Origin of the sequence: Amycolatopsis sp. NPDC088138 (assembly GCF_044741685.1) — a bacterium.
GTDB lineage: Bacteria > Actinomycetota > Actinomycetes > Mycobacteriales > Pseudonocardiaceae > Amycolatopsis.
Genome location: NZ_JBIUTB010000003.1, coordinates 332,498 through 356,595, shown reverse-complemented (window position 1 = coordinate 356,595; position 24,098 = coordinate 332,498). Strand labels below are relative to the sequence as shown.

General features: G+C 71.6%; 24 protein-coding genes. 11 read left to right on the top strand and 13 right to left on the bottom strand.

The window, feature by feature from the left end:
- Positions 1-24: 24 nt before the first annotated feature.
- On the top strand, positions 25-600 hold the full coding sequence (locus tag ACIOD2_RS16605) for an RNA polymerase sigma factor (RefSeq protein ID WP_400538675.1): 576 nt from the start codon (positions 25-27) through the stop codon (positions 598-600).
- Positions 597-1,820: a hypothetical protein gene (locus ACIOD2_RS16600; RefSeq protein WP_400538674.1), complete on the top strand. Its 1,224-nt coding sequence runs from the start codon at positions 597-599 to the stop codon at positions 1,818-1,820. The genes ACIOD2_RS16605 and ACIOD2_RS16600 overlap by 4 nt, the downstream gene beginning before the upstream one ends.
- On the opposite strand, the gene ACIOD2_RS16595 is transcribed toward ACIOD2_RS16600, so the two are convergent.
- A complete protein-coding gene (locus tag ACIOD2_RS16595) occupies positions 1,793-2,407 on the bottom strand; it encodes a TetR/AcrR family transcriptional regulator (protein WP_400538672.1) in 615 nt (204 codons plus the stop codon). The genes ACIOD2_RS16600 and ACIOD2_RS16595 overlap by 28 nt on opposite strands.
- 84 nt (positions 2,408-2,491) lie before the next feature.
- Here ACIOD2_RS16595 and ACIOD2_RS16590 point away from each other — a divergent pair, with 84 nt between their 5' ends.
- The 8 genes from ACIOD2_RS16590 (at position 2,492) to ACIOD2_RS16555 (ending at position 11,077) form a co-directional block, all read left to right on the top strand.
- Positions 2,492-2,893, top strand: coding sequence for a MerR family transcriptional regulator (locus tag ACIOD2_RS16590; protein WP_400538670.1), 402 nt, complete (start codon positions 2,492-2,494; stop codon positions 2,891-2,893).
- Positions 2,894-2,943: 50 nt separating this feature from the next.
- On the top strand, positions 2,944-3,867 hold the full coding sequence (locus ACIOD2_RS16585; RefSeq protein WP_400540368.1) for an aldo/keto reductase: 924 nt from the start codon (positions 2,944-2,946) through the stop codon (positions 3,865-3,867).
- Positions 3,868-3,928: 61 nt separating this feature from the next.
- Entirely contained in the window at positions 3,929-5,500 is a 1,572-nt protein-coding gene (locus ACIOD2_RS16580; RefSeq protein ID WP_400540366.1) for an NAD(P)-binding domain-containing protein, read from the top strand.
- Entirely contained in the window at positions 5,500-6,570 is a 1,071-nt protein-coding gene (locus tag ACIOD2_RS16575; protein WP_400538668.1) for an alpha-hydroxy acid oxidase, read from the top strand. Before ACIOD2_RS16580 ends, ACIOD2_RS16575 begins: the two co-directional genes overlap by 1 nt.
- Positions 6,567-7,892 (top strand): cytochrome P450, encoded by a 1,326-nt coding sequence (locus ACIOD2_RS16570; RefSeq protein ID WP_400538666.1) that lies wholly within the window; start codon positions 6,567-6,569, stop codon positions 7,890-7,892. The genes ACIOD2_RS16575 and ACIOD2_RS16570 overlap by 4 nt, the downstream gene beginning before the upstream one ends.
- The gene (locus tag ACIOD2_RS16565) at positions 7,889-9,169 is read left to right on the top strand and encodes a cation:proton antiporter (protein WP_400538664.1); all 1,281 of its coding nucleotides are present in this window, start codon (positions 7,889-7,891) and stop codon (positions 9,167-9,169) included. The genes ACIOD2_RS16570 and ACIOD2_RS16565 overlap by 4 nt, the downstream gene beginning before the upstream one ends.
- 64 nt (positions 9,170-9,233) lie before the next feature.
- On the top strand, positions 9,234-9,881 hold the full coding sequence (locus tag ACIOD2_RS16560) for a response regulator transcription factor (RefSeq protein ID WP_392764556.1): 648 nt from the start codon (positions 9,234-9,236) through the stop codon (positions 9,879-9,881).
- Complete coding sequence (locus ACIOD2_RS16555) at positions 9,878-11,077, top strand: sensor histidine kinase (protein ID WP_400538662.1); 1,200 nt, start codon at positions 9,878-9,880, stop codon at positions 11,075-11,077. Before ACIOD2_RS16560 ends, ACIOD2_RS16555 begins: the two co-directional genes overlap by 4 nt.
- 1 nt (position 11,078) lies before the next feature.
- On the opposite strand, the gene ACIOD2_RS16550 is transcribed toward ACIOD2_RS16555, so the two are convergent.
- The 9 genes from ACIOD2_RS16550 to ACIOD2_RS16510 all read right to left on the bottom strand — a co-directional run bounded on the left by ACIOD2_RS16550 (position 11,079) and on the right by ACIOD2_RS16510 (position 20,596).
- Positions 11,079-12,362, bottom strand: a complete 1,284-nt coding sequence (locus tag ACIOD2_RS16550; RefSeq protein WP_400538660.1) for a hypothetical protein — start codon at positions 12,360-12,362, stop codon at positions 11,079-11,081.
- A gap of 58 nt (positions 12,363-12,420) precedes the next feature.
- On the bottom strand, positions 12,421-13,710 hold the full coding sequence (gene hisS / locus ACIOD2_RS16545) for a histidine--tRNA ligase (RefSeq protein WP_400538658.1): 1,290 nt from the start codon (positions 13,708-13,710) through the stop codon (positions 12,421-12,423).
- Positions 13,711-13,735: 25 nt separating this feature from the next.
- Positions 13,736-14,137: a hypothetical protein gene (locus ACIOD2_RS16540; RefSeq protein WP_400538656.1), complete on the bottom strand. Its 402-nt coding sequence runs from the start codon at positions 14,135-14,137 to the stop codon at positions 13,736-13,738.
- A gap of 880 nt (positions 14,138-15,017) precedes the next feature.
- A complete protein-coding gene (locus ACIOD2_RS16535) occupies positions 15,018-16,166 on the bottom strand; it encodes an amidohydrolase family protein (RefSeq protein WP_400538654.1) in 1,149 nt (382 codons plus the stop codon).
- Positions 16,167-16,169: 3 nt separating this feature from the next.
- Entirely contained in the window at positions 16,170-17,285 is a 1,116-nt protein-coding gene (locus tag ACIOD2_RS16530; RefSeq protein WP_400538652.1) for an MAB_1171c family putative transporter, read from the bottom strand.
- Positions 17,282-17,803 carry a hypothetical protein gene (locus tag ACIOD2_RS16525; protein WP_400538650.1) on the bottom strand — a complete coding sequence of 174 codons (522 nt, stop codon included), beginning with the start codon at positions 17,801-17,803 and terminating at the stop codon, positions 17,282-17,284. The genes ACIOD2_RS16530 and ACIOD2_RS16525 overlap by 4 nt, the downstream gene beginning before the upstream one ends.
- Entirely contained in the window at positions 17,800-18,207 is a 408-nt protein-coding gene (locus ACIOD2_RS16520) for a helix-turn-helix transcriptional regulator (RefSeq protein WP_323329713.1), read from the bottom strand. The genes ACIOD2_RS16525 and ACIOD2_RS16520 overlap by 4 nt, the downstream gene beginning before the upstream one ends.
- Before the next feature lie 302 nt (positions 18,208-18,509).
- The gene (locus ACIOD2_RS16515; RefSeq protein WP_400538648.1) at positions 18,510-18,962 is read right to left on the bottom strand and encodes a flavodoxin family protein; all 453 of its coding nucleotides are present in this window, start codon (positions 18,960-18,962) and stop codon (positions 18,510-18,512) included.
- The gene (locus ACIOD2_RS16510; protein WP_400538646.1) at positions 18,962-20,596 is read right to left on the bottom strand and encodes a phospho-sugar mutase; all 1,635 of its coding nucleotides are present in this window, start codon (positions 20,594-20,596) and stop codon (positions 18,962-18,964) included. The genes ACIOD2_RS16515 and ACIOD2_RS16510 overlap by 1 nt, the downstream gene beginning before the upstream one ends.
- 30 nt (positions 20,597-20,626) lie before the next feature.
- On the opposite strand from ACIOD2_RS16510, the gene ACIOD2_RS16505 reads away from it, so the two are divergent.
- Positions 20,627-21,787 (top strand): glycosyltransferase, encoded by a 1,161-nt coding sequence (locus tag ACIOD2_RS16505; RefSeq protein WP_400538644.1) that lies wholly within the window; start codon positions 20,627-20,629, stop codon positions 21,785-21,787.
- A 67-nt stretch (positions 21,788-21,854) separates the two neighbouring features.
- Here the strand turns inward: ACIOD2_RS16505 and ACIOD2_RS16500 are convergent, their stop codons facing one another.
- The 3 genes from ACIOD2_RS16500 to ACIOD2_RS16490 are packed head-to-tail and all read right to left on the bottom strand — an operon-like array spanning position 21,855 to position 24,006.
- On the bottom strand, positions 21,855-22,634 hold the full coding sequence (locus ACIOD2_RS16500) for a purine-nucleoside phosphorylase (protein WP_400538642.1): 780 nt from the start codon (positions 22,632-22,634) through the stop codon (positions 21,855-21,857).
- Positions 22,631-23,050: an ABA4-like family protein gene (locus ACIOD2_RS16495; protein ID WP_400538640.1), complete on the bottom strand. Its 420-nt coding sequence runs from the start codon at positions 23,048-23,050 to the stop codon at positions 22,631-22,633. Before ACIOD2_RS16495 ends, ACIOD2_RS16500 begins: the two co-directional genes overlap by 4 nt.
- Positions 23,050-24,006, bottom strand: coding sequence for a hypothetical protein (locus tag ACIOD2_RS16490; RefSeq protein WP_400538638.1), 957 nt, complete (start codon positions 24,004-24,006; stop codon positions 23,050-23,052). The genes ACIOD2_RS16495 and ACIOD2_RS16490 overlap by 1 nt, the downstream gene beginning before the upstream one ends.
- Between the last annotated feature and the right edge of the window lie 92 nt (positions 24,007-24,098).

Sequence of the window (24,098 nt, the reverse complement as noted above, 5' to 3'; positions counted from 1 at the left end):
GGGCGCCGCCGGCCACTGACGAGTGTGAGCAGTCATCTGGGGGTACCGGTGGGCCAGGCCGGCGACCGGGAACTGTGGGACCGGGCGGCCGGAGGTGACGAAGACGCGTTCGGCGCGCTGTTCGAGCGGCACGCCGAGGCCGTCTGGAACCACGCGTACCGGCTGACCGGATCGTGGTCCGGCGCCGAAGACCTGACGTCCACGACGTTCCTGACCGCCTGGCGCCGCCGCGCCGACGTCACCTTGGTGCGCGACAGCGCCTTGCCGTGGCTCTACACCGTCGCGGGCAACGCCGCCCGCGACGAATTCCGCGGCGCCAAACGGCGGTCGCGATTGCTGCGGCGGATCCCGGACCCGCCGGTGGTGTCCGACCACGCCGACGCCGTCGCCGAGCAGCTCGACGGTGAGCAGCGGCTGCGCCAGGTCGTCGAGGCCGTCCGGACGCTGCCGAGGGCGCAGCGCGAAGTCGTCGAACTCTGCCTGCTCGGGGACCTGAGCATCGGGGACGCTGCCGCGTTGCTGACCGTCGCCGAGGTCACCGTCCGCTCCCACCTGTCCCGGGCCCGCGCCCGGCTGCGCGCGTTGCTGGAGGCGAAATGACCATCGAAGGACTCCCGGCACGGCGTGAGCTGCCGGACGACGTCCGCGACCGGCTGCGGGTGAACCTCCGCGAGGGCATCGCGAAGCCACCCCGGAAGACCCACGTCTGGTACGCCGCGGCGGCCGCGGTGCTCGTCCTGGCCGCCGGTGCCGTGGTCGTGACGCGGCAGCTGCGGCCGCTCGCCGACACCCCGTCCGCGGTCGCCGGCGGCCCGACGCTCGACGCCGGGCTCGCGACGGTTTCGCTGGACCGCTGCTGGGCCGCGGTCCGAGCGGCGGGCAAGACCGATCGGGTGCCTCCGCGGGCGGAGTGGGTCCCGCTGTTCACCGACGAGCGGGACGGGGACGCGGTGGTCGCGGCCACCGCCGCCGGGAAGCCGATGTTCTGTGAGACGACCGGCACGACGGTGACGCTGTCGGACCCGGGAGCCACGCCCGCGTACGCGCCCGGCACGCGGACCGGGCTGTTGCTGCGCAGCGCGACCGGGCTGGCGGCCGGGGTCCTCGATCCGGCCTTGCCGAAGGCGGACTTCTTCGTGAAGACGGGCGGTGGCTCCGTGAGTGCGTGGCCGCTCCGCTTCTCGCCGGTCAGCCGCCAGTTCGTGGCCTTCACCGGGGCGCTGCCGGCGAAGTCGGAGGTGGCCGTCGGGAACGGGCGGGCGAGCACCCTGCCGGACGCACCGGCACCCCTGCTCGCGGTGACCGACCGCCCGGAACCGGCCGACCGCACCTCAGCCGCGGGCCGGGCCCTGGGCGACTGCCTCACCGACGCCGGCGCGGTGATTCCGGACGCCGCGGCCTACCGGCCGGGACCGCTGCTGGAGGAAGGCGGCTACCAGGTCGTCATGGGCCGCCGGGACGACCGGGTGATCGTCTGCACCCGGGAGCCGGACTACTGGCGGCCGGGGACCAACGCCCGCGCGTATCCCGATCCGGCCGGCAACCGGCAGGTCCCGGCCCGGGTCCTGCCGGTGGACACCCTCGGCAGCCCCGAACTGGGGGCGGCGCCGGGCCGGGCCCGGATGCCGCTCGCCGTGGTGCTGCCCGCCTCGGCGACCTCGGCCGGCTTCGAGTTCGGCAACGGCGATGGCGCCGACGCGGTGGTCACCGACGGGATGGCCCTCGCCTGGGTACCGCGGGGTTACACCGGGAAGGTGCACGTCCGGGCGTTCGACGCGCACGAAAAGGTCGTCTACGACGGGACGCTGCCGCTGGTGTGAGCCAGCCAGCCGGAGGCGTTCGCGCGCAAGGCCGTCTCGTAGGTGCTCGTGACGTCGAACTCCTCCGGCAGGTTGCCGGTCAGCTCCAGCGAGACGAGCCCGTGCACGAACGCCCAGCAGGCGACCGCGATCGTCGGCGGGGGGACGTCCAGGAAGACGCCGTCCGCCACCGCGCGGCCGATGATGCGCTCCAGCGGCTTGAGCGTCTCGCGGGCGAGTTCTTCGGCGTCCTCGTTGGGCTCGAACCCGGGGACGGACCTGGTGAACATGATCCCGTAGAGGTTCGGGTCGGCCAGCGCGCTCGCGCGGTAGGCACTGCCGAGCGTGACGAGGTCCTCGACCGCGTCGCCGGTCAGCGGCGTCCCGGCCATCCGGGCGCCGAACCGGCGGAACCCCTCGGTGTAGAGCGCGTTCACCAGATCGGGTTTGCTGCCGAACAGGGAGTACACGGCGGTGGTCGACGTCCCGGCGTCGGCGGCCAGCTTCCGCAGGGAAAGCGCCTTCGGCCCGTCGGCGGCGATCAGCTCGCCGGCGCGGTCCAGGAGCTTCAGCCGGAGGGCTTCGTCGTGCGTGCGTGGTCGAGCCATCTACGCAGCGTATCGGAACGCTGTTATCAATGACCAGAGCCAGGAGTTGACCTGGAGTGCACTCCAGGTCGTAGTGTCGAGGTCATGAGCTACTCGATAGCGGAAGCCGCTCGACGTAGCGGGCTGTCCATCGACACCCTCCGGTACTACGAGCGCATCAAACTGCTCGACCCGCCCGCCCGCGACACCGCGGGCCGCCGGGCGTACTCCGACGACGACCTCGGCTGGCTGGGGTTCCTGACCAAGCTCCGCACGACCGGGATGCCCATCAAGAGCATGCGCGAGTACGCGTCGCTGCGCCGCCACGGCGTCGCCAGCGCGGGCCGCCGCAAGGCGCTCCTGGTGGAGCAGCGGCGATCGGTCGCCGAGCGGATCGCCGAGCTGCAGGGCTGCCTCGACGTCCTCGACTACAAGATCGACAACTACGCCCAGGTCGAGCGCAAGGCGTTCGGCGTGGAACCCGACATGGAGGGAATCTCGGCGTGAAGACCAGGAAGCTCGGCGAACTGGAAGTCGGTGCCCAGGGGCTGGGCTGCATGGGGATGAGCCAGGCCTACGGCGTCTTCGACAACGAAGACGAGTCGATCGCCACGGTCCACCGGGCGCTCGACCTCGGCGTCACCCTGCTGGACACGGCGAACGTCTACGGACAGGGCGCCAACGAGGAGCTGGTCGGCCGCGCGATCGCCGGCCGCCGCGACGAGGTCGTCCTCGCGACGAAGTTCGGCATCGTGTGGGGCGAAGGCGGCGCGGTGGGCGCCCGCGGCGACGCCGAGTACGTGAAGCAGAACTGCGACGACTCGCTGCGCCGCCTCGGGGTCGACCACATCGACCTCTACTACCAGCACCGCGTCGACCCGGACACGCCGATCGAAGAGACCTGGGGCGCGCTGGCCTCCCTCGTCGAAGCGGGCAAGATCCGGTACGCGGGCATCTCGGAGGCGAGTGCCGCGACGATCCGCGCCGCGCACGCCGTGCACCCGGTGACCGCGCTGCAGAGCGAGTGGTCCCTGTGGACGCGCGGCATCGAGGGCGAAATCCTCGGCACCTGCCGTGAGCTGGGGATCGGCGTCGTGCCGTTCTCGCCGCTGGGCCGCGGGTTCCTGACCGGCGCGGTGACGATGAAGGACCTGCCGGAGGGCGACATGCGCCGCGGCCTGCCGCGGTTCGCCGAGGGCAACTTCGAGCGCAACATGGCGATCGTCGACGCGCTGCGCAAGCTCGCCGAGGAGAAGGGCGTCACCGCCGGGCAGCTCGCGCTGGCGTGGGTGCAGTCCCACGGCGAGGACGTCGTGCCGATCCCGGGCACGAAGCGGCGCAAGTACCTGGAGGAGAACGTCGCGGCGGCTTCACTGGAGCTGACGGCGGCCGACATCGAGGCCATCGAAGCGGCGGCTCCCGCCGAGGCGGTCGCGGGGGAGCGGTACCCGGAGCGGATGGCGCGCGCCGCGGGCAAGTGAGCACGTGCCGAGTTGTCTCTGAAGGTTTTCTGAGATCTCCGGGGAAGGCTCGGTGCCGATCATGCGATCGGTGCCGAGCCTGGAGGTCTTCGTGTCCGAGGAAGTTCTCGACTATCTGGTCGTCGGCGCGGGGCCGGCCGGGTTGCAGCTGGGGCAGTTCCTCGGCCACGCCGGGCGCCGGTACCTCGTGCTGGAGGCGGGATCCGCGCCCGGCACGTTCTTCGGCACCTACCCGCGGCACCGGAAGCTCATCTCGATCAACAAGAAGTACACCGGCTGGACCGACCCGGAGCTGAACCTCCGGATGGACTGGAACTCGATCCTCGCCGACGGCGACGACGACCCGGTGCTCTTCACCGACTACAGCGAAAAGCTCTTCCCGGACGCCGAAGACCTGCTCCGCTACCTCGCCGACTACACGGCGAAGCACCAGATCAACGTCCGCTACGACACCCGGGTGACGCGGGTGCACCGCGAGCCGGAAAGCGCTCTCTTCGTCGTCACCGCCGGTGACACCGAGTTCCGCGCGCGACGGCTGATCATGGCGACCGGCGTCAGCAGGTCCTACACCCCGGACATCCCCGGCATCGAGCTGGCCGACCAGTACTCCGACGTCTCCGTCGACCCGCAGGAGTTCAAGAACCAGCGGGTCCTGGTGCTCGGCAAGGGGAACTCCGCCTTCGAGACCGCGGACAACCTGATCGAGACGGCCGCGATCGTGCACGTCGGCGGCCCGCGGCCGGTGAAACTGGCCTGGCGCACGCACTTCGTCGGCCACCTGCGCGCGTACAACGCGGGCATCCTCGACATGTACCAGCTCAAGCTCCAGCACGCGATCCTCGACGGCGACGTCCGCGAGATCCGCAAGGACGCCGACGGTTACCACGTCAAGTACGCCTTCGCCCGCGTCGACGAGGTCGTCAAGGAGATCCGCTACGACCGGGTGATCATCTGCACCGGCTTCCGGTTCGACGCCGACGTCTTCGACGACGACTGCCGCCCGCAGCTCACCATCAACGACCGCTTCCCCGCGCAGACGTCCAGCTGGGAGTCGGTCAACGTGCCCGGCCTCTACTTCGCCGGCACGATCACGCAGGTCCGCGACTTCAAGAAGGCCACCAGCGCGTTCATCCACGGCTTCCGCTACGGCGTCCGCGCGCTGGCCAAGGTCCTCGGCGAGCGGTACCACGACGAGCTCTGGCCGCACACCGGGCTGCCCGCGAAACCGGACGCGCTGACCGAAGCCGTGATCACCCGGATCAACCGGACTTCCGCGCTGTACCAGCAGTTCGGCTTCCTCGGCGACGTGCTGATCATCGACGGCGACACCGCGAGCTACCTCGAAGAGGTGCCGGTGGCGCGGCTGCTGGACGACCCGCCGGAGAACGCCTTCGTCGTCACCCTCGATTACGGCCCCGATCACGACAAGGTCGACCCGTTCGACTTCGTCGCCCGCGCCAGCCAGGACCAGGCCAACGACCACGGCGAGGGCCACTACCTGCACCCGATCGTCCGGCACTACCGCCACGGCGAGCTGGTCGCCACCCACCACGTCACCGAGAACCTCGAGAACGAGTGGGACCGGGAAGTCCACATCGGACCGCTGGCCGCCTTCTTCACGAAGGAGCTGTGATGCGCACGATCGCGGAGTTCGAAGCGGCGGCGCGGCAACGGCTCGACCCGGTCCACTACGACTACTTCGCGGGCGGCGCGCAGGACGAGATCACCCTGGCGGAGAACGAAACCGCGTTCAAACGGCTGCGGCTGCTGCCCCGCGTCCTGCGCGGCAGCGACAAGCGCGACCTGAGCGTCGAGCTGCTCGGCTCGCCGGCGTCGATGCCGATCCTGGTCGCGCCGACGGCGTTCCACCGGCTCGCCCACGCCGACGGCGAGCTCGCCACCGCCCGGGCCGCGGCGCGCGCGGGCACGATCATGATCGTCAGCATGGCCTCGACCACGGCCATCGAGGACGTCGCCGCCGCGGCCCGCGAGGTCGCGCCCGACCCGGCGCTGTGGTTCCAGCTCTACCTGCAGCCGGACCTGGAGTTCACCGAGGCGGTCGTGCGCCGGGCCGAGGCCGCCGGCGTCAAGGCTTTCGTCGTCACCGTGGACTCCCCGGTGCTCGGCCGTCGCGAGCGCGACGACCGCAACGATTTCCACGACCTGCCGTCGGGGCTGGTCGTGGAGAACCTCCGCAACATCGGTGAGAACCGCAGTGGTGGCAACGCCAGCCACGTCCGCGACATCGTCATGTCGGCCGGGCTCAACTGGGAGCACATCGCCTGGCTGCGCTCGAAGACCAAGCTGCCGGTGCTGATCAAGGGTGTCCTGCACCCCGAGGACGCGCGCCTCGCGGTGCACCACGGCGTCGCCGGGATCGTCGTGTCCAACCACGGCGGCCGCCAGCTCGACACCGTCCCCGCCACGATCGACGTGCTCCCCGAGATCGCGGCGGCGGTCGGCGGGGCGATGCCGGTGCTGCTCGACGGCGGGATCCGCCGCGGCACCGACGTCGTCAAGGCCCTCGCCCTCGGCGCGGACGCGGTCGGCGTCGGCCGTCCCGTGGTGTGGGGGCTGGCCGCGGGCGGGCGCGAAGGCGTCTCGCAGGTGCTCGAACTGCTGCGGGAGGACTTCGACCAGGCGCTCGCCCAGTGCGGCGGACGGCGGCCGGCCGACCTGACGCCGGACCAGGTGCGGCGATGATCGGGAAAGCGCTTGCGGCGGCCGTGGTGGCGACGGCGCCCGCGTGGCTGCCCGGCCGCGTCGTCGCGCTGCGGGTGAAGATCTTCTCGCTGGTCAACGGCGAGGACACGGTGACGATCCCGGGCGAGCGGATCGGCGCCGAGGACTTCCGGCGCGTCTACGCCGACCCGGCGGCGAACGGCCGCAGCAAGGGCGCCGCGCTGTCGGACCTGTTCTGGTACTGGCTCGCGCCGGGCCCGGAGGTGCACCAGGAGCACCTCGAACCGGGGCCGCGCTACGACGAGGTCGCCAAGTGCACCCGGCACATCCTGGTCAAGTCCAAAAAGGACTCCGAGGAGCTGACTCGGCGCGTCGCGACGCACGTGCTCGACCAGCTGGACGGCGGCTTGGTCCGGCTGCGCGACGAGATGATGCCGATCTGGGCCGAGCTGTACTACGAGCTGGTCTTCGACGAGCCGTGCCCGCCGGAGGCGCGTGACCTCATCGTGGCGAACGCCGACGACGTCGTCTCGGCGCTGAAGTGCGTGCGGCCGCGGAACATGCGCCGCCGCGCGCGGCTCACGAAGTACCTGCGGCGGCGCCTCGACGACGTCCCGCACCCGCTGCCGGAGGCCCTGACGCGGGAGGAGCAGGCCTACTACCTGCAGGGCACGTTCTTCAACACCGCCGTCGTGCAGATGTCCGAGGCGATGGCCCACCTGCTGATGATCGTCGCGCAGCACCCGGACGTCCAGCGCCGGCTGGCCGAAAGTCCGGACGACGACGCCTACTTCGACCGCGTCATCGACGAAGGGCTGCGCACGTACCCGCTCTTCGGCATCGCGCACCGGATCTCGACGGCCGACATCGAGCTGCCGAACCTGACCATCCCGGCCGGCACCGTGCTCTGCTTCAGCTACCCGGACTTCCACCACGCGGGGTTCGAGCACCCGGACGAGTTCGACCCGGAACGCTGGTGCTCGCACGCCGTCCAGGCCAAGAAGGACGTCAACTTCGTCCCGTTCGGCATCGCGCAGAACCGCGCCTGCCCGGCACGCGGGCTGGCCCCGCTGACCATGCGCGTCGTGGCGCGGGAGGTGCTGCGCCGGTTCAGCCTCGCCTCGACCGCCGGGCACACGCGCTCGATCCCCAACCGCGGGCCCGCCCTGCTGACGCCCCGCGGGGCCCGCCGCAAGCGCGCGCCGCTGGTGTGGCTCGCGGTGCGCGACCGCTGGGAAGACGTCTGGCGCAGCCTGGCCCAGCTCGTGTTCGGCACGTACATGGTCGTCGACGCTCGTCGCCAAGCCCTCTGCTCGACCTACTTCGCCGGAGGAAACTCATGACCCCCACCGAAGCGGCGCCGGCGTTCTTCCTCGCCGTCGCGGTCATCCTCGTGGTCTGCCGGGTCGTCTGCATGATCGCGGTGCGGCTGGGCCAGCCGCCCGTGGTCGGCGAGATGATCGCCGGCGTGCTGCTCGGCCCGTCGCTGCTCGGGCTGATCCTCCCGGCGGTGCAAACGGGGCTGTTCCCGGACGGCGTCCGCCCGCTGCTCTACGTCGGCGGCCAGATCGGCCTGGTCATCTACATGTTCGGCGCGGGCTACGAGTTCAGCCTGCGCAGCATCCGCGGCTCGGCCAAGTCGGTCGGCGCGATTTCGGCGGCCGGCACGGTCGTACCGCTCGCACTGGGCGTCGGCGTCGCGGTGTTCGGCGCGAGCTGGGCCGGCATCGGCAAGTCCGGGGTGTCGCTGACGACGTCGGCGGCGTTCGTCGGGGTGGCGCTCGCGATCACGGCGTTCCCGATGCTCGCCCGGATCATCACCGAACGCGGGCTCGGCGGCACCCGGTTCGGCTCGCTGGCGCTGGCCTGCGGCGCGCTCGACGACGTCCTGGCGTGGGTCCTGCTGGCCGTCGTGCTCGGCATGCACGCCGATTCGGCCGGGCCGGTGGCCATCGCCGTCGGCGGCGGGCTGCTGTTCGCGCTGCTGCTGGTGCTGGTCGGACGCCGGGTGCTCGCGAAGGCGATGGGCAGCGAACGGATCTCCGCGGACCAGAAGATGCTGATCACGGCGTTGACGCTGTTCGCCGCCGCCTGGTTCACCGACATCATCGGCCTGTACGCGGTGTTCGGTGCCTTCTGCGTCGGCATCGTCTTCCCGCGGGTGCCCGCCGCGGACGCCGTGCTCGCGAAGATCATGCCGATCGGGCGGATCGTGTTCCTCCCGCTGTTCTTCACCTATTCCGGCCTGAACACCCGGTTCGCCCTGCTCGCCGACCCGAAGCTGCTGCTGTTCGCGCTGCTGTGCGTCGCCGTGGCGATCATCGGCAAGTTCGGCGCGTGCTGGGGCGCGGCCCGGCTGGTGGGGGAGTCGCAGCCGGTCGCCCTGCGGGTCGGCGCGTTGATCAACGCCCGCGGGCTGATGCAGCTGATCGCGCTGAACGTCGGGCTCGCGGCGGGGATCGTTTCGCCCGCTTTGTTCACCGTGCTGGTGCTGGTCGCCCTGGTGACCACCGTGATGACCGCGCCGGTGCTCAGCTGGCTCGACCGGCGTGATGCCCGCAGAGGGACCACCGAAGTGGTCTTGATGGCGGAGCCGGTCCCGGTAGCCGGGAAAAGTTGAGGGTTCAATACCAGAAAATAACTGCCAGTATGGGGTCGTGCACGATGCGGCGGAGAAACCGAGAGTGCTCCTCGTCGAGGACGACCGCGAGCTCGCGGGCCTGCTCGCCGAGCTGCTCGCGGACGAAGGCTACGAAACCGATGCGGCGTACGACGGCCAGCGGGGGCTGCACCTCGGCCTCACCGGGCGGTACGACGTGATGATCATCGACCGCAGGCTGCCGGTGCTCGACGGCCTGGAGCTGCTCGCGCGGCTCCGGGCCCGGGCGGTCACCACGCGCGTCCTGGTGCTGTCGGCGCTGAGCACGCTCGCCGACCGCGTCAGCGGGCTGGACGCCGGCGCCGACGACTACCTCGTCAAGCCCTTCGAGACCGAAGAGCTGCTCGCCCGGCTGCGTGCGCTGGGCCGCCGTGACCTCGACGGCGCCGAGTGCATCCCGCTCGGCACAGCCGCGCTCGACCTGCAGCGCCACGAGGTCGTGCTGCCGCGCGGGGAGCGGATCACGCTGTCCGGGCGCGAGTTCGAGCTGCTCCGGGCGCTGGCCCAGCGGCCGAAGGCGATCCACCCGCGGGCGGCGCTGCGCACCCGGGTTTTCGCCGATTCGACCGGCGAGTCCATTGTGGACACGTATGTCTACTACCTGCGGCGCAAGCTCGGCCGGGACGTCGTGCGGACGGTGCACGGGCTCGGTTACCAGATCGGCGCGGTGTGAGAGCCGGCGGCGACCCCGAGGAACGGGCCCTGCGGCGGGCGCGGTGGGTGATCACCGCGCAGATCGCCGTGGTGGTGTCGCTGCTGGTCGTCGTCGCGGGCGGGATCGCCTACGGGATGCTGCTGTCCGGGCAGCACGCCGACGCCGACCGCACGCTGGCCCGGACCATCGAGCTCGGCCCGGCCGCGACGCCACCCGGCTGCGTCTGGCTGTTCACCCCGGCGCTGCACGCGCCGGCCGGGCCGTCGCCGGCCGGGATGCCGATCACCGGGCTGAACGCGCTCGCGTCGTCGCCGGGTGACGTCCACACGGAACGCCGGTCGTTCGGCGGGATGACGTACACGATCCGGGTGGAGAACCGCGGCGGCGTCGTCTCGCAGGCGTTCTTCGAGGAGCGGTACCAGATCCAGGACCGGTCGTCGCTGCTGTTCGGGCTCGGGATCGCCGAGCTGCTGGCGTTGCTGGCGGCCGTGGTGTGCGGGCGGGTGCTGGCGTGCCGCGCGATCCGGCCGCTGGCCGACGCGCTGCGGCGGCAGCGCACGTTCGTCGAGGACGCGTCCCACGAGCTGCGCGCCCCGCTGACCCGGCTGCACACCCGCGCGCAGCTGCTGGCCCGGCGATCGTCCGGCCGGGACGGTGACGACCTGCAGCAGCTGGTGCGCGGGACGCGCGAACTCGGCGAAGTCGTCGAGGACCTGCTGCTGTCGGCGCAGGCGTGCGGTGGCCGTCCGGAGCTGGTGCCGGTCGAGCTGGGGGTGCTGGCCGACGAGGTGGTCGCGGCGGAGGCGGTGCGCGCGGGCGCGGGCCGGGTCCGCATCGCGGTGACGCGGGAGCACGGCCCGTACGTCGTCCAGGGCGTCCCGACGGCGTTGCGGCGGGTGCTTTCGGCGTTGCTGGACAACGCGCTGGGCCACACCCCGCCGGGCGGCTCGATCGAGGTGTCGCTGGGCGCGCCGGACGACGAGCACGTCGAGCTGCGCGTCCGCGACACCGGCGTCGGCTTCCCGACGGCGGACGCCGACCGCATCTTCGAGCGCTTCGCCCGCGGCACGGACGGCGACGGCCGCCGCTTCGGCCTCGGCCTGGCGCTGGTCCGCGAGGTGGTGACGGGCCACGGCGGCACGATCGCCGCCGTCGCCCGCCCCGGCGCGGGCGCCACGTTCACCCTCCGCCTGCTGCGCGCCGACCTCACGTGAGTCAGCTGCCGAGACTGAGGCGGATCCCGCGGGCCAGCATCGGCTCGAGGCCGAGGCAGGCCGCCTCGATCTCCGCCCGCAGCTCCGCCGACGGTTTCGTGTAGACGTTCGTCATGTGGCTGCGGCAGGCGTACAGGTCCTGCTGGGCGCCTTCGCCCAGGTCCGGGTCCGGCAGCAGCGTGAGGTCGGTGTGCAGCCGCAACCAGGTGTCGCGGTCGCGCAGCAGGGCCGCGGCCGCCCGTCGCGTGTGGACCCGGTTCGCCGGGCTCAGCAGCGCGCGCAACGCGGGCACATCGACCAGCGCCGGCCGGCCGCGCAGGAACTCCACCACCTGCCGGGTCACCGCGGGGGAGGGGTCCGTCAGCAGCGGCCGCACCGCCGTCGACTCCGGCGCGACCCGGCGCAGGCCGCGGACGGCCAGCGCGCGGAACCGGGGCCGCTCGTCGGTGAGGTGACGCTCCAGCCGTCCGGCGTCCTCCGACGTCCCGGTCTCGCCGAGCCCGGCTAGCATCCCCGCGGAGATCGGCAGCTCACGGTAGTGCGTGGCCGGGTCGCCGCCCGCCTTCCGTACCAGCGCCTGCGCCATCGAGCGCACCGCCGACGCCCGGTCGCCGAGGCAGGCCACGGCGGTGTCTTCGCCGAGAAGCGTCAGGGCGCGCATCCGGACCTTGGGCGTCCCGGCGGCGAGCAGTTCTTCGACGGCCTCCCCGCGGTCGAGGAGTTCTTCCCCGCACAGCGAACGGATCCGGAAGTCGTTGTCCGTGGTGGCGATGTCGAGCAGCCGCTCGGCGCGGAGGAACCCGACCGCCTCAGTGTGTGCGAAGCGGCGGCTCTCGCGGTCTTCCAACGCCAGCGCGTCGTCGAGCAACCGCGGGGTGAGCGCCTGGTGGAACAGGGTGGTCATCCAGTCGTCGACCTGACGCCGTCGCAGCACGCCGATCAGCGGCAGCATCGCGCGGAACGCCGGTTCGTCCAGTTTGGACAGTGTCAGCGGCCGCGCGAGATCCCGGATCGGCCGCACCCAGTCGACGCAGCGGATCAGCAGCAGGGGCAGTACCTCGGGATCGGTGCGGACCGCGAGCCGCTCGACAGCGGCTTCGCGCAGGCGCCCATTCCCGTGGCAGGCGGCCTCGGCCAGTTCGGTCCGCGAAGGACGGCGGCTCAACTGTGCGTTGCGTCCGGTCCACCAGGACCTCCGGTACGCCAGGTCGAAGTCCGCCCAGCGCCGGGCGTCGCCCGCGGCGAACGCGTCGAGATCCTCGACGGTCAGCTCGGTTTCCGTCATCCGGCATTCCCCCTCGGCGCCCAGGATGCCCGGGCGCCGAGGGGGAGTCGAACCGATTTCAGCCCAGCAGCGCGGTGACGGCCGCGGGGGCGTCCGCGATCGCCACCGGGTTCTGCTCGCGGGTGGCGAGGCTGCGGACGGTCACGTTCCCGGCGGCCCAGTCCTCCTGGCCGACGATCACCACCGCGACCGCGCCCGCCTTGTCCGCGCGGGTGAGTTCCTTGCCCAGCTTGCGGTGCTCGATCGGCGTCGACGTCCGCAGCCCGGCCTGGCGCAGCGACTGCGCCACCGAGCGGGCGGCGTCCGAGAGATCCTCGGTCACCGGGATGACCATGACGTCGACCTCACTGCGCGGGGCCGGCGTCAGCCCGTGCGTCTCGAGGAAGTCGATGAGCGTGACGTCGCCCATGCCGAACCCGATGCCCGGGATCTGCTGCGCGGTGAACATCGACGCGAGGTCGCTGTAGCGGCCGCCGCCGAACAGGGCCCGGCGGTTCTCCGGCGAGGTGTCGAAGACCTCGAACACGGTCGAGGTGTAGTACGCCAGCCCGCGCACGATGATCGGCTCGTACTTCACCAGGCTGCCGGCGCTGCTGTTGAGCACCTTCACCAGGTTCGACTGCTCGCGCACCGCCGCCGGCAGCTCGTCGAGCAGCGCCTCGCCCATGTCGAGCGTCTCGGCCAGCTTCGCGAACTGCTTGTCCGACAGCCCGATCTCCGCGGCCCCCTCGGCCAGCTTCTCGCGGGGGTACTTCTCCCAGCGGTCGACCAGCGCGAACACCTGGGAGAGGTGGTCCTCGGAGACGCCGGCGACGTCGGTGAGCGCCGACGTCAGCAGGTTCCGGTCGTTGACGCGCAGCACGAACATGTCCGGCGTCGCGCCCAGCGCGGCCATCATGTCGTGCACCAGCTCGAAGATCTCGATCTCGCAGTTGGCGCTGTCCGAGCCGAAGATGTCGGCGTTGATCTGCCAGTGCTCGCGCACACGGCCACGCTGCGGTGCCTCGTACCGGTGGCAGTTCGGGTGGCTGTACCAGCGCACCGGGAACGAGAGCGACTTCGCGCTGCCGGCGATCATCCGAGCGACCGACGGTGTCATCTCCGGCCGCAGCGCCAGCCGCCGCCCGCCCTTGTCGGTGAGCGTGTACAGCTGCTTGTCCGCGAGCTCCTGGCCCGACTTCCGTTCGTAGATCTCGGCCGACTCGAGGATCGGCCCGTCGTAGCGGAGGAAGCCGCGGCGCTCGAGGACGTCGTAGAGATGACCGAACACCTGCGTGCGCACGGACATCTCGGCGGGCAGGAAGTCCCGGGTCCCCTTGTAGGGCGCGGTCGGCAGGTATTCAGGCACGTGACCAGCTTAACGACCGGTTTTGTCAGGCGAAGGCGACCCCGTACGCGGTGAGCAGGGTAGCCGCCCCGAGCAGCACGGCCCCGACGGACGTCACCCGCCCGCCGAGCTTGCCGCGGTTCTTGCCGCTGTCCGGGATCAGGTGCAGGAAGAACCCGCCGGACTGGGCCAGGATCCCGAACAGCAGCAGGAAACTGGTGATCCAGAGCGTGCTGACGGAGAGCGTGGTGCGGCTGAGGATCTGCAGGGTGACCAGGGCGAGGATCAGCAGAACACCGGCGTGCGCGTGCCCGGCGCGGAACATCGCACGCTGGTGGTCGGTGAGTTTTCGGTCGCGCATAACGCCCATGAGCGCGTAGCCGCCGTACATCACGGTGGGCAGCGAGACCAGGGCGATCACCGTGAAGAGCTGGATGGGTCCGTGCATCGGGGACTCCTTGTTCCGGGTGGGGTGAGGTTACGGTAACACTGTTTTAAAACGGTGTCACGGAACTTGGCATTCCCTGATCGGGGAGGTTGCCAGGAGGGACTTTGCCGTAGGTCGGAGGTGGGGGTGGGTTGTGACGCGTGGGCTGGGGGTGGTTCCAGCCGGGCGGGTGACGCTGTGGGCGCGAGTGGCCCTTTCGTGCTTGTGGAGGGCGCGAGTGGCCCTTTCGCGCTGCGGAGGGTGCGAGTGGCCCTTTGCCGCCACTTGGCCAACCAGCGCGAGTGGCCCGCTCGTACGGTTAAGGGCGCGAGTGGCCCTTTCGTGCGCTCAAGGTGCTGGTGGCGGTGCGACTGGGCCGTTCGTGCCGTGCGGTGCGAATGATCCGTTCGTGACTCGGGACTTTGGCCCAAGCGATCCTTTCGCGCCGAGGGGCTGCGAGGGGCCGTTCGCCTTCGGGCTATCAGCGCGAGTGGCCCGCTCGTGCGGTTAAGGGCGCGAGCGGCCCGTTCGCGCGTTGGCGGCGTGTCGAGTGGCCCGTTCGTACCGGCTCGCCGGTCGGTGACGTCCACGAGCACCGCTCGCCGGTCGGCGAGGGCCGGCGCGCGGGTGGCGAGACCGAGGCGTTCGAGGCGGCGGCTGGGCGCGGCTCGGAGATCGCTATAAGCCGTGAGGGGCACCCTCATGGCTTATATAGCCCTGAAGGTGCCCCTCACGGCTTGTGCAGGCGCGAGCGGGCCGTTCGTGCCTTGGGGGAGTGTGGCGGTGGTGCGAGTGGCCCGTTCGTGCCGCAAAGGGCACCAGCGGCCCTTTCGTGCGCTCGGCCAACCAGCGCGACTGGCCCGTTCGCGCCGAAAAAGCCGCGACTGGCCCGTTCACAACGCTAAGCCGCAAGCCCCCGAGCCAGCACCAGCAGCGGATTCCGCAAGGCGGCGAGCGAGGCCAGCGGATCCCCCTCGACAACCAGCACATCCGCCGCCAGCCCAGGCTCAAGGCGCCCGGTCACCCCAGCCAGACCAAGCCCAGCCGCGCTGTCCTCGGTAGCGATCTCCAAGATCCGCCGCCGCCCGAACCCCAGCCACTCGTACAGCTCCAGCGCACCCACCGGATCGTCGAACACCGACCCCGGCAAGCCGGCGTCCGTCCCGGCCAGCAGCCGGACGCCGTGCTCCTCCAGCCATGGCAACCGGCCGTACATCGCCTGTGCGACGTCGTCGCCCAGCTTCTCGACGATCGTTCGCCAGTTGCGGCTGCTCGTCGAACACGCCGAGATTCCCTGAGCGGCCATGGAAGCGGCCACTGGGTCCCGCCGGTCGAACGAGCGAGGGCCGGTCAGGAAGCTGCAGTGCTCGATCGTCGACACGCCGGCCTCGACCGCCGCCTCGATCGCGTCGGCGCCGTGGGCGTGGGCCGCCACCGGCAAGCCGTGTGACGCCGCGTGCGCGACGATCACGGCCAGCTGCCGGGCGTCGAACTGCGATTCCCACATGTCTGCGCCGCCCTCGGTGATCTGGCCGCCGCTGGCCATCACCTTGATCACGTCCGCGCCCGCCGCGGCGTTCTCGTCGATCAGGGACCGGATCGACGCGTCGGACGTCGTCGCGCCGCCGAAGAAGTGGCAGTGGCCGTCCGGGACCGTGATCGGCGGGCCCGACGCCAGCAGCCGCGGCGCGGCCACGTCGTCCAGCGAGCGGTGCACCGCCGCGCCGCCTAGGTCCCGCACTGTTGTCACGCCGCTGCGCAGCATCGACGTGAGCCGGGAGCGGGCGCCGTCCAGCGAGGAGCCGTCGAGGAAATTCGCCAGCATCTCGCGTGACGCGTCGAAGGACAGGTGCACGTGGACGTTGAACAGGCCCGCCATGATCGTGCCGGTCGGGAAGTCGTGCCGCGCGAAACCGGGCGCCGCCTGGGCCAGCACCTCCGCGCGCGGGCCCACCGCGGCCAGCACGCCGTCGCGTACCAGGACCGCGCCGTCGGTAACCGGCGTCGCCGGCCGGGGCAGCAACCGGCCGGCGGTGATCAGGGTGTCCACGCCTCACGTCCCCATCGCGGCCGAAAGGGCGAGCAGCGGCCGGACGTCGGACTCGATGTCGTCCGCGCCGGCGGGCAGGACCTGCTTGGCGCGGCCGTCGCTCTCCTCGCCGTCCGCGTGCCGCCGCAACGCCGTCTTCAGCGCGGCCGCGGCGGCGCCCGGATCGCTGGCGACGACCTCGCCGAAGTTCGCGTCCAAGTACGGCGAAAGCTGCACCAGGCCGTCGCGGATCTCGATCACCCGGCGGTAGTAGACGCGGTGCACGCTGCGCGGGGAGAACCGTTCGCGCGGCGGGGTCCGCAGCACGATGCTGGGGAACGCACTGACCAGGACCGTCCACAGTGGAGCCAGCGCCTGGTGCTCGTGGCGGTGCCGTCGTCGCCGCCGCAACGCCGACAGCCGCGCGCGGACGCCGGGGTAGGTCACGCCGGCCAGGAACAGCGCGCCGCCGAGGACCACGAACGGCACGCCGAGCAGCAGCAGGATCTTCACCACCGGGCCGAACGCCCACGCCACCACGATGTACAGCGCGCGGAAGATGCTGCCGACGGCCGCGCTCGCCAGCCCGACCGCGCCCAGCCGCAGCCCGATCCGCAGGTTCCGGTCGGCGACGCGCAGGTAGCGCACGATCCAGGCCGTGCACGCGAGCAGCGCGTAGATCAGGTACAGCCCGGCGCCCAGGTAGAACAGCGCGACGCCGTTGTCGTGGATCGTCTCCGGCCCGAGCGCGGCCCCCCGCAGCTCCGGGGGTGTCACGCTCATCGCGACGATCATCAGCACGATCGCCGCGGCCAGCGGTACCAGCTCGACGACCACACGGCGGTAGCGGCGGACCGGCCCCAGCGCCGAGCCGAGGAAGAACAGGATCAGCGCGGAGACACCGCAGGCGAGCAGCGCGTTGTTGGCCACCCGGGCGGCGCCGAGGCCGAAGACGTCGTCGACGGCGTCCGAGATCACGGTCTGTTGCAGCAGGAACGCGGCGGCAAAGCCGGCGATGCACGCGGTGACCGACCAGTTCGGCAGGGTCGGGGCCCGGACCACCTGATAGATCCGCCACGCCAGAGCAGCGGCGAACGGCACCATCGCGAGAACGTTCACGGGGCTGAAAAGTGTGCTCACAACCACCCTTGGTGATCGCCCAGCGCCCCCTGGATCCGGCGAAGATCCCGGTCCGCAGCGCGCCGCGGGATCGTGTAGTTCAGGACCGACGCCCACTCGAGGATGATGGTCGCTACGGTCTCGGCTTCCCACTCGTGGGCGTCATCGTAGGACGTGCGGCGCAGTGCGCGGTGTACTGCATCCGGGTCAAGATCGGGAGCCGGGCCGCGCAGGAAGTCCGCCGGCTCGGCGTCGCCCTGCGGGTGGTGGTCGGCGAGCATGTGGCCGAGCTCGTGCAGGATGATGTGATCTTGGTGGGACTTCGTCGTTTCGGCCTGGTAGAAGATGTAGTCCGCCGCCGAGGTCGCGATCCAGCAGCCGAACGGGCCGGGCACCTCGAGCGGGTAGGCCATCAGCCGGATCGGTTTCCCCCGCTGCTCACCCACCCGCGCGCACAGCTGTTCGACGTCCAGCGGCGGCCCGATGTCCAGGTCCTTCAGCAGCTTCCGGCACCGGCGGCGCAGCTCGCGTTCCTTCATCGCGGGGTGTCCTCCGGGTTCCGGCCTTCGCGTTCGGCGCGTTCGTAGCGCTCCACCAGCTCCAGCAGGTCCATCACCTGACGGCGGCCCTGCGGCGACAGCTCCTGCGCGCGCATCGCCATCAGCTGGACCTCGCCCGCCGGCGCCGGCCCGGTGGCCTCGGCGTCGAAGAAGTAGGTGACGGGCACGCCGAACAGCCTGGCCAGCGCCTCGACGTAGTGGATCTTGGGGTTGACCCGCTTGCCGGTCGCGAGCTGCTGCAGGTAGGCGGGCGACATCGCCGGCCCGCCGGCCCGCTCGACCGCCGCGGAGATCTCGCGGTAGCTGTGCGGTGCCTTGCCGTCCAGCCGCGCCGCGTCGATCAGGGCGCTCAGGCGTTCCGCGAACGTGCGCTCTTGTGCCATGGCCGCCCCCTAGGTTTCCACCGTGAAAATTCTAGCCGGGAAACCACTGTACGCACATGTTGACAGCTATCGTATGCAGTGGTTTACAGTTGGCCTCGCCTCTCGCCTTGCCGTCCGTACCCTGGGGGTGTACAGAACCACAAGGCGAGAGGCGACCATGCCTCCGACTCGTCATGATCGGCCGTCTGTAGTACGCTTCATAGCACCAAGGTCGATCGCCTCGCGGCGAACCCTTGGCTACGGCCTGTTGCCGGAGGTCGACCCCCAGGGCTTCCGGTGACAGGCCTCTTACTTTTCCAGCCTCAGGACATCAGCGTCGCGGCCAGCGTGCCGCCCAGCTCGGTGCACGCTTCCAGCACCTTCTTGTCCGGTTCGCCCGTCGCGATGACCGGATCCGCCGCCTTCACCCAGGCCAGGCCCGTCGTGATGGACAGCAGTTGCCGCTCGGTCCCCGACGTGTCGCTGTTGCCGTGGATCCAGTACCCGAACGGACGGCCCCGCGTCTCGTCAAGGCACGGGTAGTAGACCGTGTCGAAGAAGTGCTTCAGCGCGCCGCTCATGCTGCCCAGGTTCGCCGGCGTGCCCAGCAGGTAACCGTCGGCCGCCAGGACGTCCGGGACGGTGGCCGCCAGCGCCGCGCGGCGGACCACTTCGACACCTTCGATGTCCGGATGCGCAGCACCCGCCAGCACCGCCTCGAACATCGCCTGCGTCGACGGGGACGGCGTGTGGTGCACGACCAGGAGCTTCGGCATCAGGACAGCAACGCCTCCACGTCGGCCCGCAACGCCGTCAGCCGCTTGCCGGCCGCGGCGCGCGCGTCCGCCAGTGAGTCGCGCACCGGCTCGACGACCTGCAGGTACGCCTTCAGCTTCGGTTCGGTGCCCGACGGGCGCACCACGATCCGCACACCGTCGCCGGTCAGGCGCAGGACGTCGGCGTCGGGGAGCAGGTCCTCGAGCGTCACCGCGACGCCGCCGACCTCGGCCGGCGGGGCCTCACGCAGCTTGCCCATCAGGCGGCCGCGCACCGAGAGGTCCGTGACCCGCAGCGAAACCTGGTCGGTGACGTACACGCCGTGCCGCTGCGCCAGCTCGTCCAGGACGTCCAGGGGGGTGCGGCCCTCGGCGCGCAGCCGCGCGGTCAGCCCGGCCGCCAGCGTCGCGGCGGCGATACCGTCCTTGTCCCGCACGAACCCCGGGTTCACGCAGAGGCCGAGCGCCTCTTCGTAGGCGAACACGAGCCCGTCGCCGGAGCGGACCAGCCACTTGAAGCCGGTGAGCGTCTCCGCGTAGCGGGCGCCCTCGGCCTTCGCGATTTCGCCCAGCAGCGACGACGAGACGATCGTCGTGGCCACCAGCGGGTCCGGCATCATCGTGCGGTCCACAGTGGACAGGATGGTCGAGCCCAGCAGCACGCCCGTCTCGTCACCGCGCAGCATCCGCCACGAGCCGTCCCGCTCGCGCACGCCCAGCGCGCAGCGGTCGGCGTCCGGGTCGAGCGCGATCGCCAGCTCGGCGTCCACTTCGGACGCCAGGGCCAGCAGCAGGTCGGTCGCGCCCGGCTCCTCCGGGTTCGGGAACGACACCGTCGGGAAGTCCGGGTCCGGGGTGGACTGCGCCTCGACCAGGTGCAGGTCGGTGAACCCGGCCCGCTCGAAGGCCGCGCGCAGCGTCTCGGCGCCGACGCCGTGCAGCGCCGTCGCGGCCACCCGCACGGTGCGATCGGCGCCCAGCGGGAGTGCGGCGACCTCGTCGAGGTAGCTGCCGAGCAGGTCGACCACCCCGGCACCCGGCTCGCGCGGCACGCTCACCGCGGCCGGCGCGGCCTGGATGGCCTGCTCGATCTCGCCGTCGGACGGCGGCACGATCTGGCCGCCGGTCGCGTCGTAGAGCTTGTACCCGTTGTCCGCCGGGGGGTTGTGGGACGCCGTGATCTGGATCCCGGCCACCGCGCCGAGGTGCTTGACGGCGTAGGCGAGCAGCGGCGTCGGCAGCGGGCCGGGCATGACCTGGACGGTGAAGCCGGCGGCGGTCAGCACCTCCGCGGCGGCCGTGGCGAACTCCTCCGAGCCGTGGCGCGCGTCACGGCCGACGACGACCAGCGCGCCCGCGTTCCCGTGCGCGGTCAGCCAGGTCGCCACCCCGGCCGTCGTGCGGGTGACCACGGCGACGTTCATCCCGTTCGGCCCGGCGCGCACCGGCCCGCGCAGCCCGGCCGTGCCGAACTCCAGCGGCCCGGCCATCCGGTCGGCCAGCTCGTCGGCGGCCCCCGGTTCGCCGCCCAGCGCGCGGGCGACGACCCCCTGCAGCTCGGCACGGGAGGCGGGGTCCGGGTCGTCGGCGATCCAGCGGAACGCGGCGTCCCGCAGCGTGGAGGTCAAGGTCACCGCGCCAGCCTACGGGCTAGGGTCGGGCGGGTGCGCTTGCTCTTCACCTCACTGGGGTCCTTCGGTCACACGTTCCCGCTCCTCCCGCTGGCGTTCGCCGCGCGCGACGCGGGCCACGACGTCGTCTTCGCCACCTCCGAAGACTTCCTGCCACAGCTGCGGAAAGCCGGTCTCGAAACGGCCGCCGCCGGGCTCGGCATCAAGGAGGCGTTCGGCCAGGCGTTCGCCGAGGCCGGCCGGGCCGGGCAATGGCGCCCGGTGAGCGGCGTCCCGCCGGAGGACCGCGCCCCGATCGTCGCGAGGGTCTTCGGTGAACTCATGCCGAAGCGGTTCGTCGCCGACCTCCAGCCGGTGTTCGACCACTTCCGGCCCGACCTGGTGGTCAACGAGGTCGCGAACTCCGGTGGCTCGTTCGCGGCGATGAAGGCCGGGATCTCCCTGGTGACCCACGGGTTCGGCCGGGTGTCGAACGACGACCGGACGGCCACGTACATCCGCGACGCGATCCGGGCGAACGCCGAGGAGATGGGCATCACCCTCGGCGAGGACCTGACGTCCCGCGGCCCGTTCATCGACATCTGCCCGGAATCGGTGCAGGAGCCCGGTTTCCTGGCGCGGGCGCAGCGCGTGCCGCTGCGCCCGGTCGGCTGGAGCGAGCCCGGCGAGCTGCCCGCGGGTGTGCTGGACAAGCGGCGCCCGCTCGTCTACCTGACGCTCGGCACGGCGATGGGCCACGCCGGGGTGCTGGGCGAGGCGATCGCCGGACTGTCCGGTTTGGACGTCGACGTGCTGGTCGCCACCGGCCCGACCGTCGACCCGGCCGCGCTGGGCGAGGTTCCGGCGAACGTCCGGCTCGAGGCGTGGGTCCCGCAGTCGAAGCTGCTGCCGCACGTCGACCTGGTGGTGCACCACGGCGGCAGCGGCACGACGCTCGGCGCGTTCGGCGCGGGTGTCGGCCAGCTGCTGCTCCCGCAGGGCGCCGACCAGTTCGCCAACGCCGACGCGGTGTTCGCGGCGGGCGTCGGCGACCGCCTGCTCGGCGAGGACGTCACCGCGGACGCCGTCGCGGAGAAGGCCGGCCGGCTCCTGGCGGACCCGTCGGTCCGCTCCGCAGCTGCCACCCTGGCCGCAGAGGTCGCGGCCATGCCCCTCCCGGCCGAGGTGGCCGCCGAACTCCCGAAGTTCGCCTGAGGCGTCACTTTCACGTGAAAGTGACCACCTGGGGGCGGCACTTTCACGTGAAAGTGACGGGCTCGGGTCAGGCGCGGGCGACCAGGTCGCGCAGCAGGGAGCCCATGCGGGTTGCGGCCGCGCGGCCGGCTTCCAGGACCTCTTCGTGGTTGAGCGGCTCGCCCGTCATGCCCGCGGCCAGGTTCGTCACCAGCGAGAGGCCGAAGACCTCGACGCCGGCGGCGCGGGCCGCGATGGCCTCCAGGACCGTCGACATGCCGACGAGGTCCGCCCCCAGGGTGCGCAGCATGTGGATCTCGGCGGGCGTCTCGAAGTGCGGCCCGGTCAGGCCGGCGTAGACGCCCTCCTGCAGCGACGGGTCGATTTCGCGGGCGATCGCCCGCAGCCGCGCCGAGTAGAGGTCCGTCAGGTCGACGAAGTTCGCGCCGACGATCGGGGAGCGCGCGGTCAGGTTGAGGTGGTCGGAGATCAGCACCGGCTGCCCGACCTGGAAGCCCTGGCGCAGCCCGCCGGCCGCGTTGGTCAGCAGCACCGTCCGGGCGCCGGCGGCCGCGGCGGTGCGCACGTTGTGCACCACCGGGTCGATGCCCTTGCCCTCGTAGAAGTGCGTGCGGCCGAGCAGGATCAGCGCCCGGCGGTCGCCGACGCGCACCGAGCGCACCGTCCCGCCGTGGCCGACCGCGCTCGGCGCTTCGAACCCGGGCAGGTCGCCCAGCGGGATCTCCGCTTCGGGCTCCCCGATGACGTCCGCGGCCGGGCGCCAGCCCGAACCGAGCACGACGGCGATGTCGTGCTTGTCCACCCCAGTGCGGTCGGCGATGACGGCCGCGGCTTCCTGTGCGCTCATGCCCGCGAGCGTATCCGGACGCTCCGGACGACCAGGAACACCACCAGCCCGAACGGCGAAAGAAAGATCGTCAAGAACAAGATCGGACTGACGATCCACGGCGAGATCTCCAGCGAGCGGGCCTCGAAGTACATCCACCGCGCGATGAACAGGTCGAACGCGATGAGGTGCGCCCAGACGAGCCCGGCGCCCCACGGCGTGGCCAGTAGCGTCTGCAGCACGCCGAGGTCGGGCCGGAGCATCGCCCGCCCCCACTCCGCGAAGTGCGGCAGGACGAGCCCGAAGTAGCAGATCAGCGGCAGCAGCGGCACCCACGGCGAGCGCATGATCCGGGCCGTCCACTGCCACTTCGGCAGCAGGATCATGAGCGCCCAGAACGGCGTGGCCAGCGGGAACGCCCAGGTGAACAGGGCCATCACGCGGCCACCCGGGCCGGGGCCCGCACGACGGCCCACGCGCTCAGCCCGACGGCGGCCACGAGCGCCGCGGCCGCGCTCAGCGTCACGCCGTCCGGGTGCACGATCGACTGCGCCCGCAGTGCCTGCCAGGTGACCAGCGCGATCAGGCCCGTGTACCCGGCGGCGCCGATCAGGACGAGCCGGGCGCGGACGACGTCGTCGCGCAGCCGCGGGAACCGCGAGGCCAGCGCGAGCAGCGCGATGGCCAGCAGCGGCAGCGCCTGCAGGGCGTGCATCCCGACGAAGTGCGGGATCCGCAGGTCGCCGCCGATCGTGCTCCAGCCGAGGATCGGCAGGCCGGGGCCGCCGTCGGCGAGGCCGACCGTGTGCGCGCCGACCATGTCCGGCGTGCCACCGGACTTCCACTGCGCCAGCTGCTGCGCGGTCGGGCTCGTCATGAGCATGCCGAGCGAGATCCCGACGAGCGACAGGACGGCGCCGGCGCGCACGGCCCAGAAGCTCGCGCGGTCGGCGACCTTCGTGAACAGGACCAGCACGGTCAGCGCGAACGTCGCCAGCCAGAGGCCGATGATCATCTTGCCCATGACGCTGTAGAGCGTGGCGTCCAGCGGGGTCGCGTTGTTGAAGTGGCTCGCCCGGCCGCGGGCGGCCTGGAACACCAGCAGGACGTACTCGCCGCTGAAGATCACCACGAGCGCGTTCGTCAGCCAGCCCGCCGCGCGGCGGAACCGCGGCAGCAGCGAGACCAGCCAGCTCCACGTGAGGAAGTAGAGGCTGCCGGAGATCGCGAACTTGAGCGGCTTGGCCCAGATCGGCGCGCCTTCGAGGGTCCGGTGGTCGACCAGCAGCGCGGCGACGCAGAGCACGGCCACCACGCCGTAGGCGACGCCGGCGTAGCGCGATGGCGGGTGCCACCCGCGGGTTCTCGTCCGGAGATCGGCAAGGATGGTCATGGTTCCTCCCAGAACGGATAGTCAAACTCTCCGTTATGGGAAGTTAAGCTATCCATACTGAGAAGTCTTCAGGGTTGTCCCTGAGGCCGACC

Excerpts from the sequence above, each read along its gene's own strand:
- ACIOD2_RS16600 (WP_400538674.1), top strand. The coding sequence starts at position 597 with ATGACCATCGAAGGACTCCCGGCACGGCGTGAGCTGCCGGACGACGTC.
- ACIOD2_RS16595 (WP_400538672.1), bottom strand. The coding sequence starts at position 2,407 with ATGGCTCGACCACGCACGCACGACGAAGCCCTCCGGCTGAAGCTCCTG.
- ACIOD2_RS16590 (WP_400538670.1), top strand. The coding sequence starts at position 2,492 with ATGAGCTACTCGATAGCGGAAGCCGCTCGACGTAGCGGGCTGTCCATC.
- ACIOD2_RS16585 (WP_400540368.1), top strand. The coding sequence starts at position 2,944 with ATGGGGATGAGCCAGGCCTACGGCGTCTTCGACAACGAAGACGAGTCG.
- ACIOD2_RS16580 (WP_400540366.1), top strand. The coding sequence starts at position 3,929 with ATGCGATCGGTGCCGAGCCTGGAGGTCTTCGTGTCCGAGGAAGTTCTC.
- ACIOD2_RS16575 (WP_400538668.1), top strand. The coding sequence starts at position 5,500 with ATGCGCACGATCGCGGAGTTCGAAGCGGCGGCGCGGCAACGGCTCGAC.
- ACIOD2_RS16570 (WP_400538666.1), top strand. The coding sequence starts at position 6,567 with ATGATCGGGAAAGCGCTTGCGGCGGCCGTGGTGGCGACGGCGCCCGCG.
- ACIOD2_RS16565 (WP_400538664.1), top strand. The coding sequence starts at position 7,889 with ATGACCCCCACCGAAGCGGCGCCGGCGTTCTTCCTCGCCGTCGCGGTC.
- ACIOD2_RS16550 (WP_400538660.1), bottom strand. The coding sequence starts at position 12,362 with ATGACGGAAACCGAGCTGACCGTCGAGGATCTCGACGCGTTCGCCGCG.
- ACIOD2_RS16540 (WP_400538656.1), bottom strand. The coding sequence starts at position 14,137 with ATGCACGGACCCATCCAGCTCTTCACGGTGATCGCCCTGGTCTCGCTG.
- ACIOD2_RS16525 (WP_400538650.1), bottom strand. The coding sequence starts at position 17,803 with ATGAAGGAACGCGAGCTGCGCCGCCGGTGCCGGAAGCTGCTGAAGGAC.
- ACIOD2_RS16520 (WP_323329713.1), bottom strand. The coding sequence starts at position 18,207 with ATGGCACAAGAGCGCACGTTCGCGGAACGCCTGAGCGCCCTGATCGAC.
- ACIOD2_RS16515 (WP_400538648.1), bottom strand. The coding sequence starts at position 18,962 with ATGCCGAAGCTCCTGGTCGTGCACCACACGCCGTCCCCGTCGACGCAG.
- ACIOD2_RS16500 (WP_400538642.1), bottom strand. The coding sequence starts at position 22,634 with ATGAGCGCACAGGAAGCCGCGGCCGTCATCGCCGACCGCACTGGGGTG.
- ACIOD2_RS16495 (WP_400538640.1), bottom strand. The coding sequence starts at position 23,050 with ATGGCCCTGTTCACCTGGGCGTTCCCGCTGGCCACGCCGTTCTGGGCG.
- ACIOD2_RS16490 (WP_400538638.1), bottom strand. The coding sequence starts at position 24,006 with ATGACCATCCTTGCCGATCTCCGGACGAGAACCCGCGGGTGGCACCCG.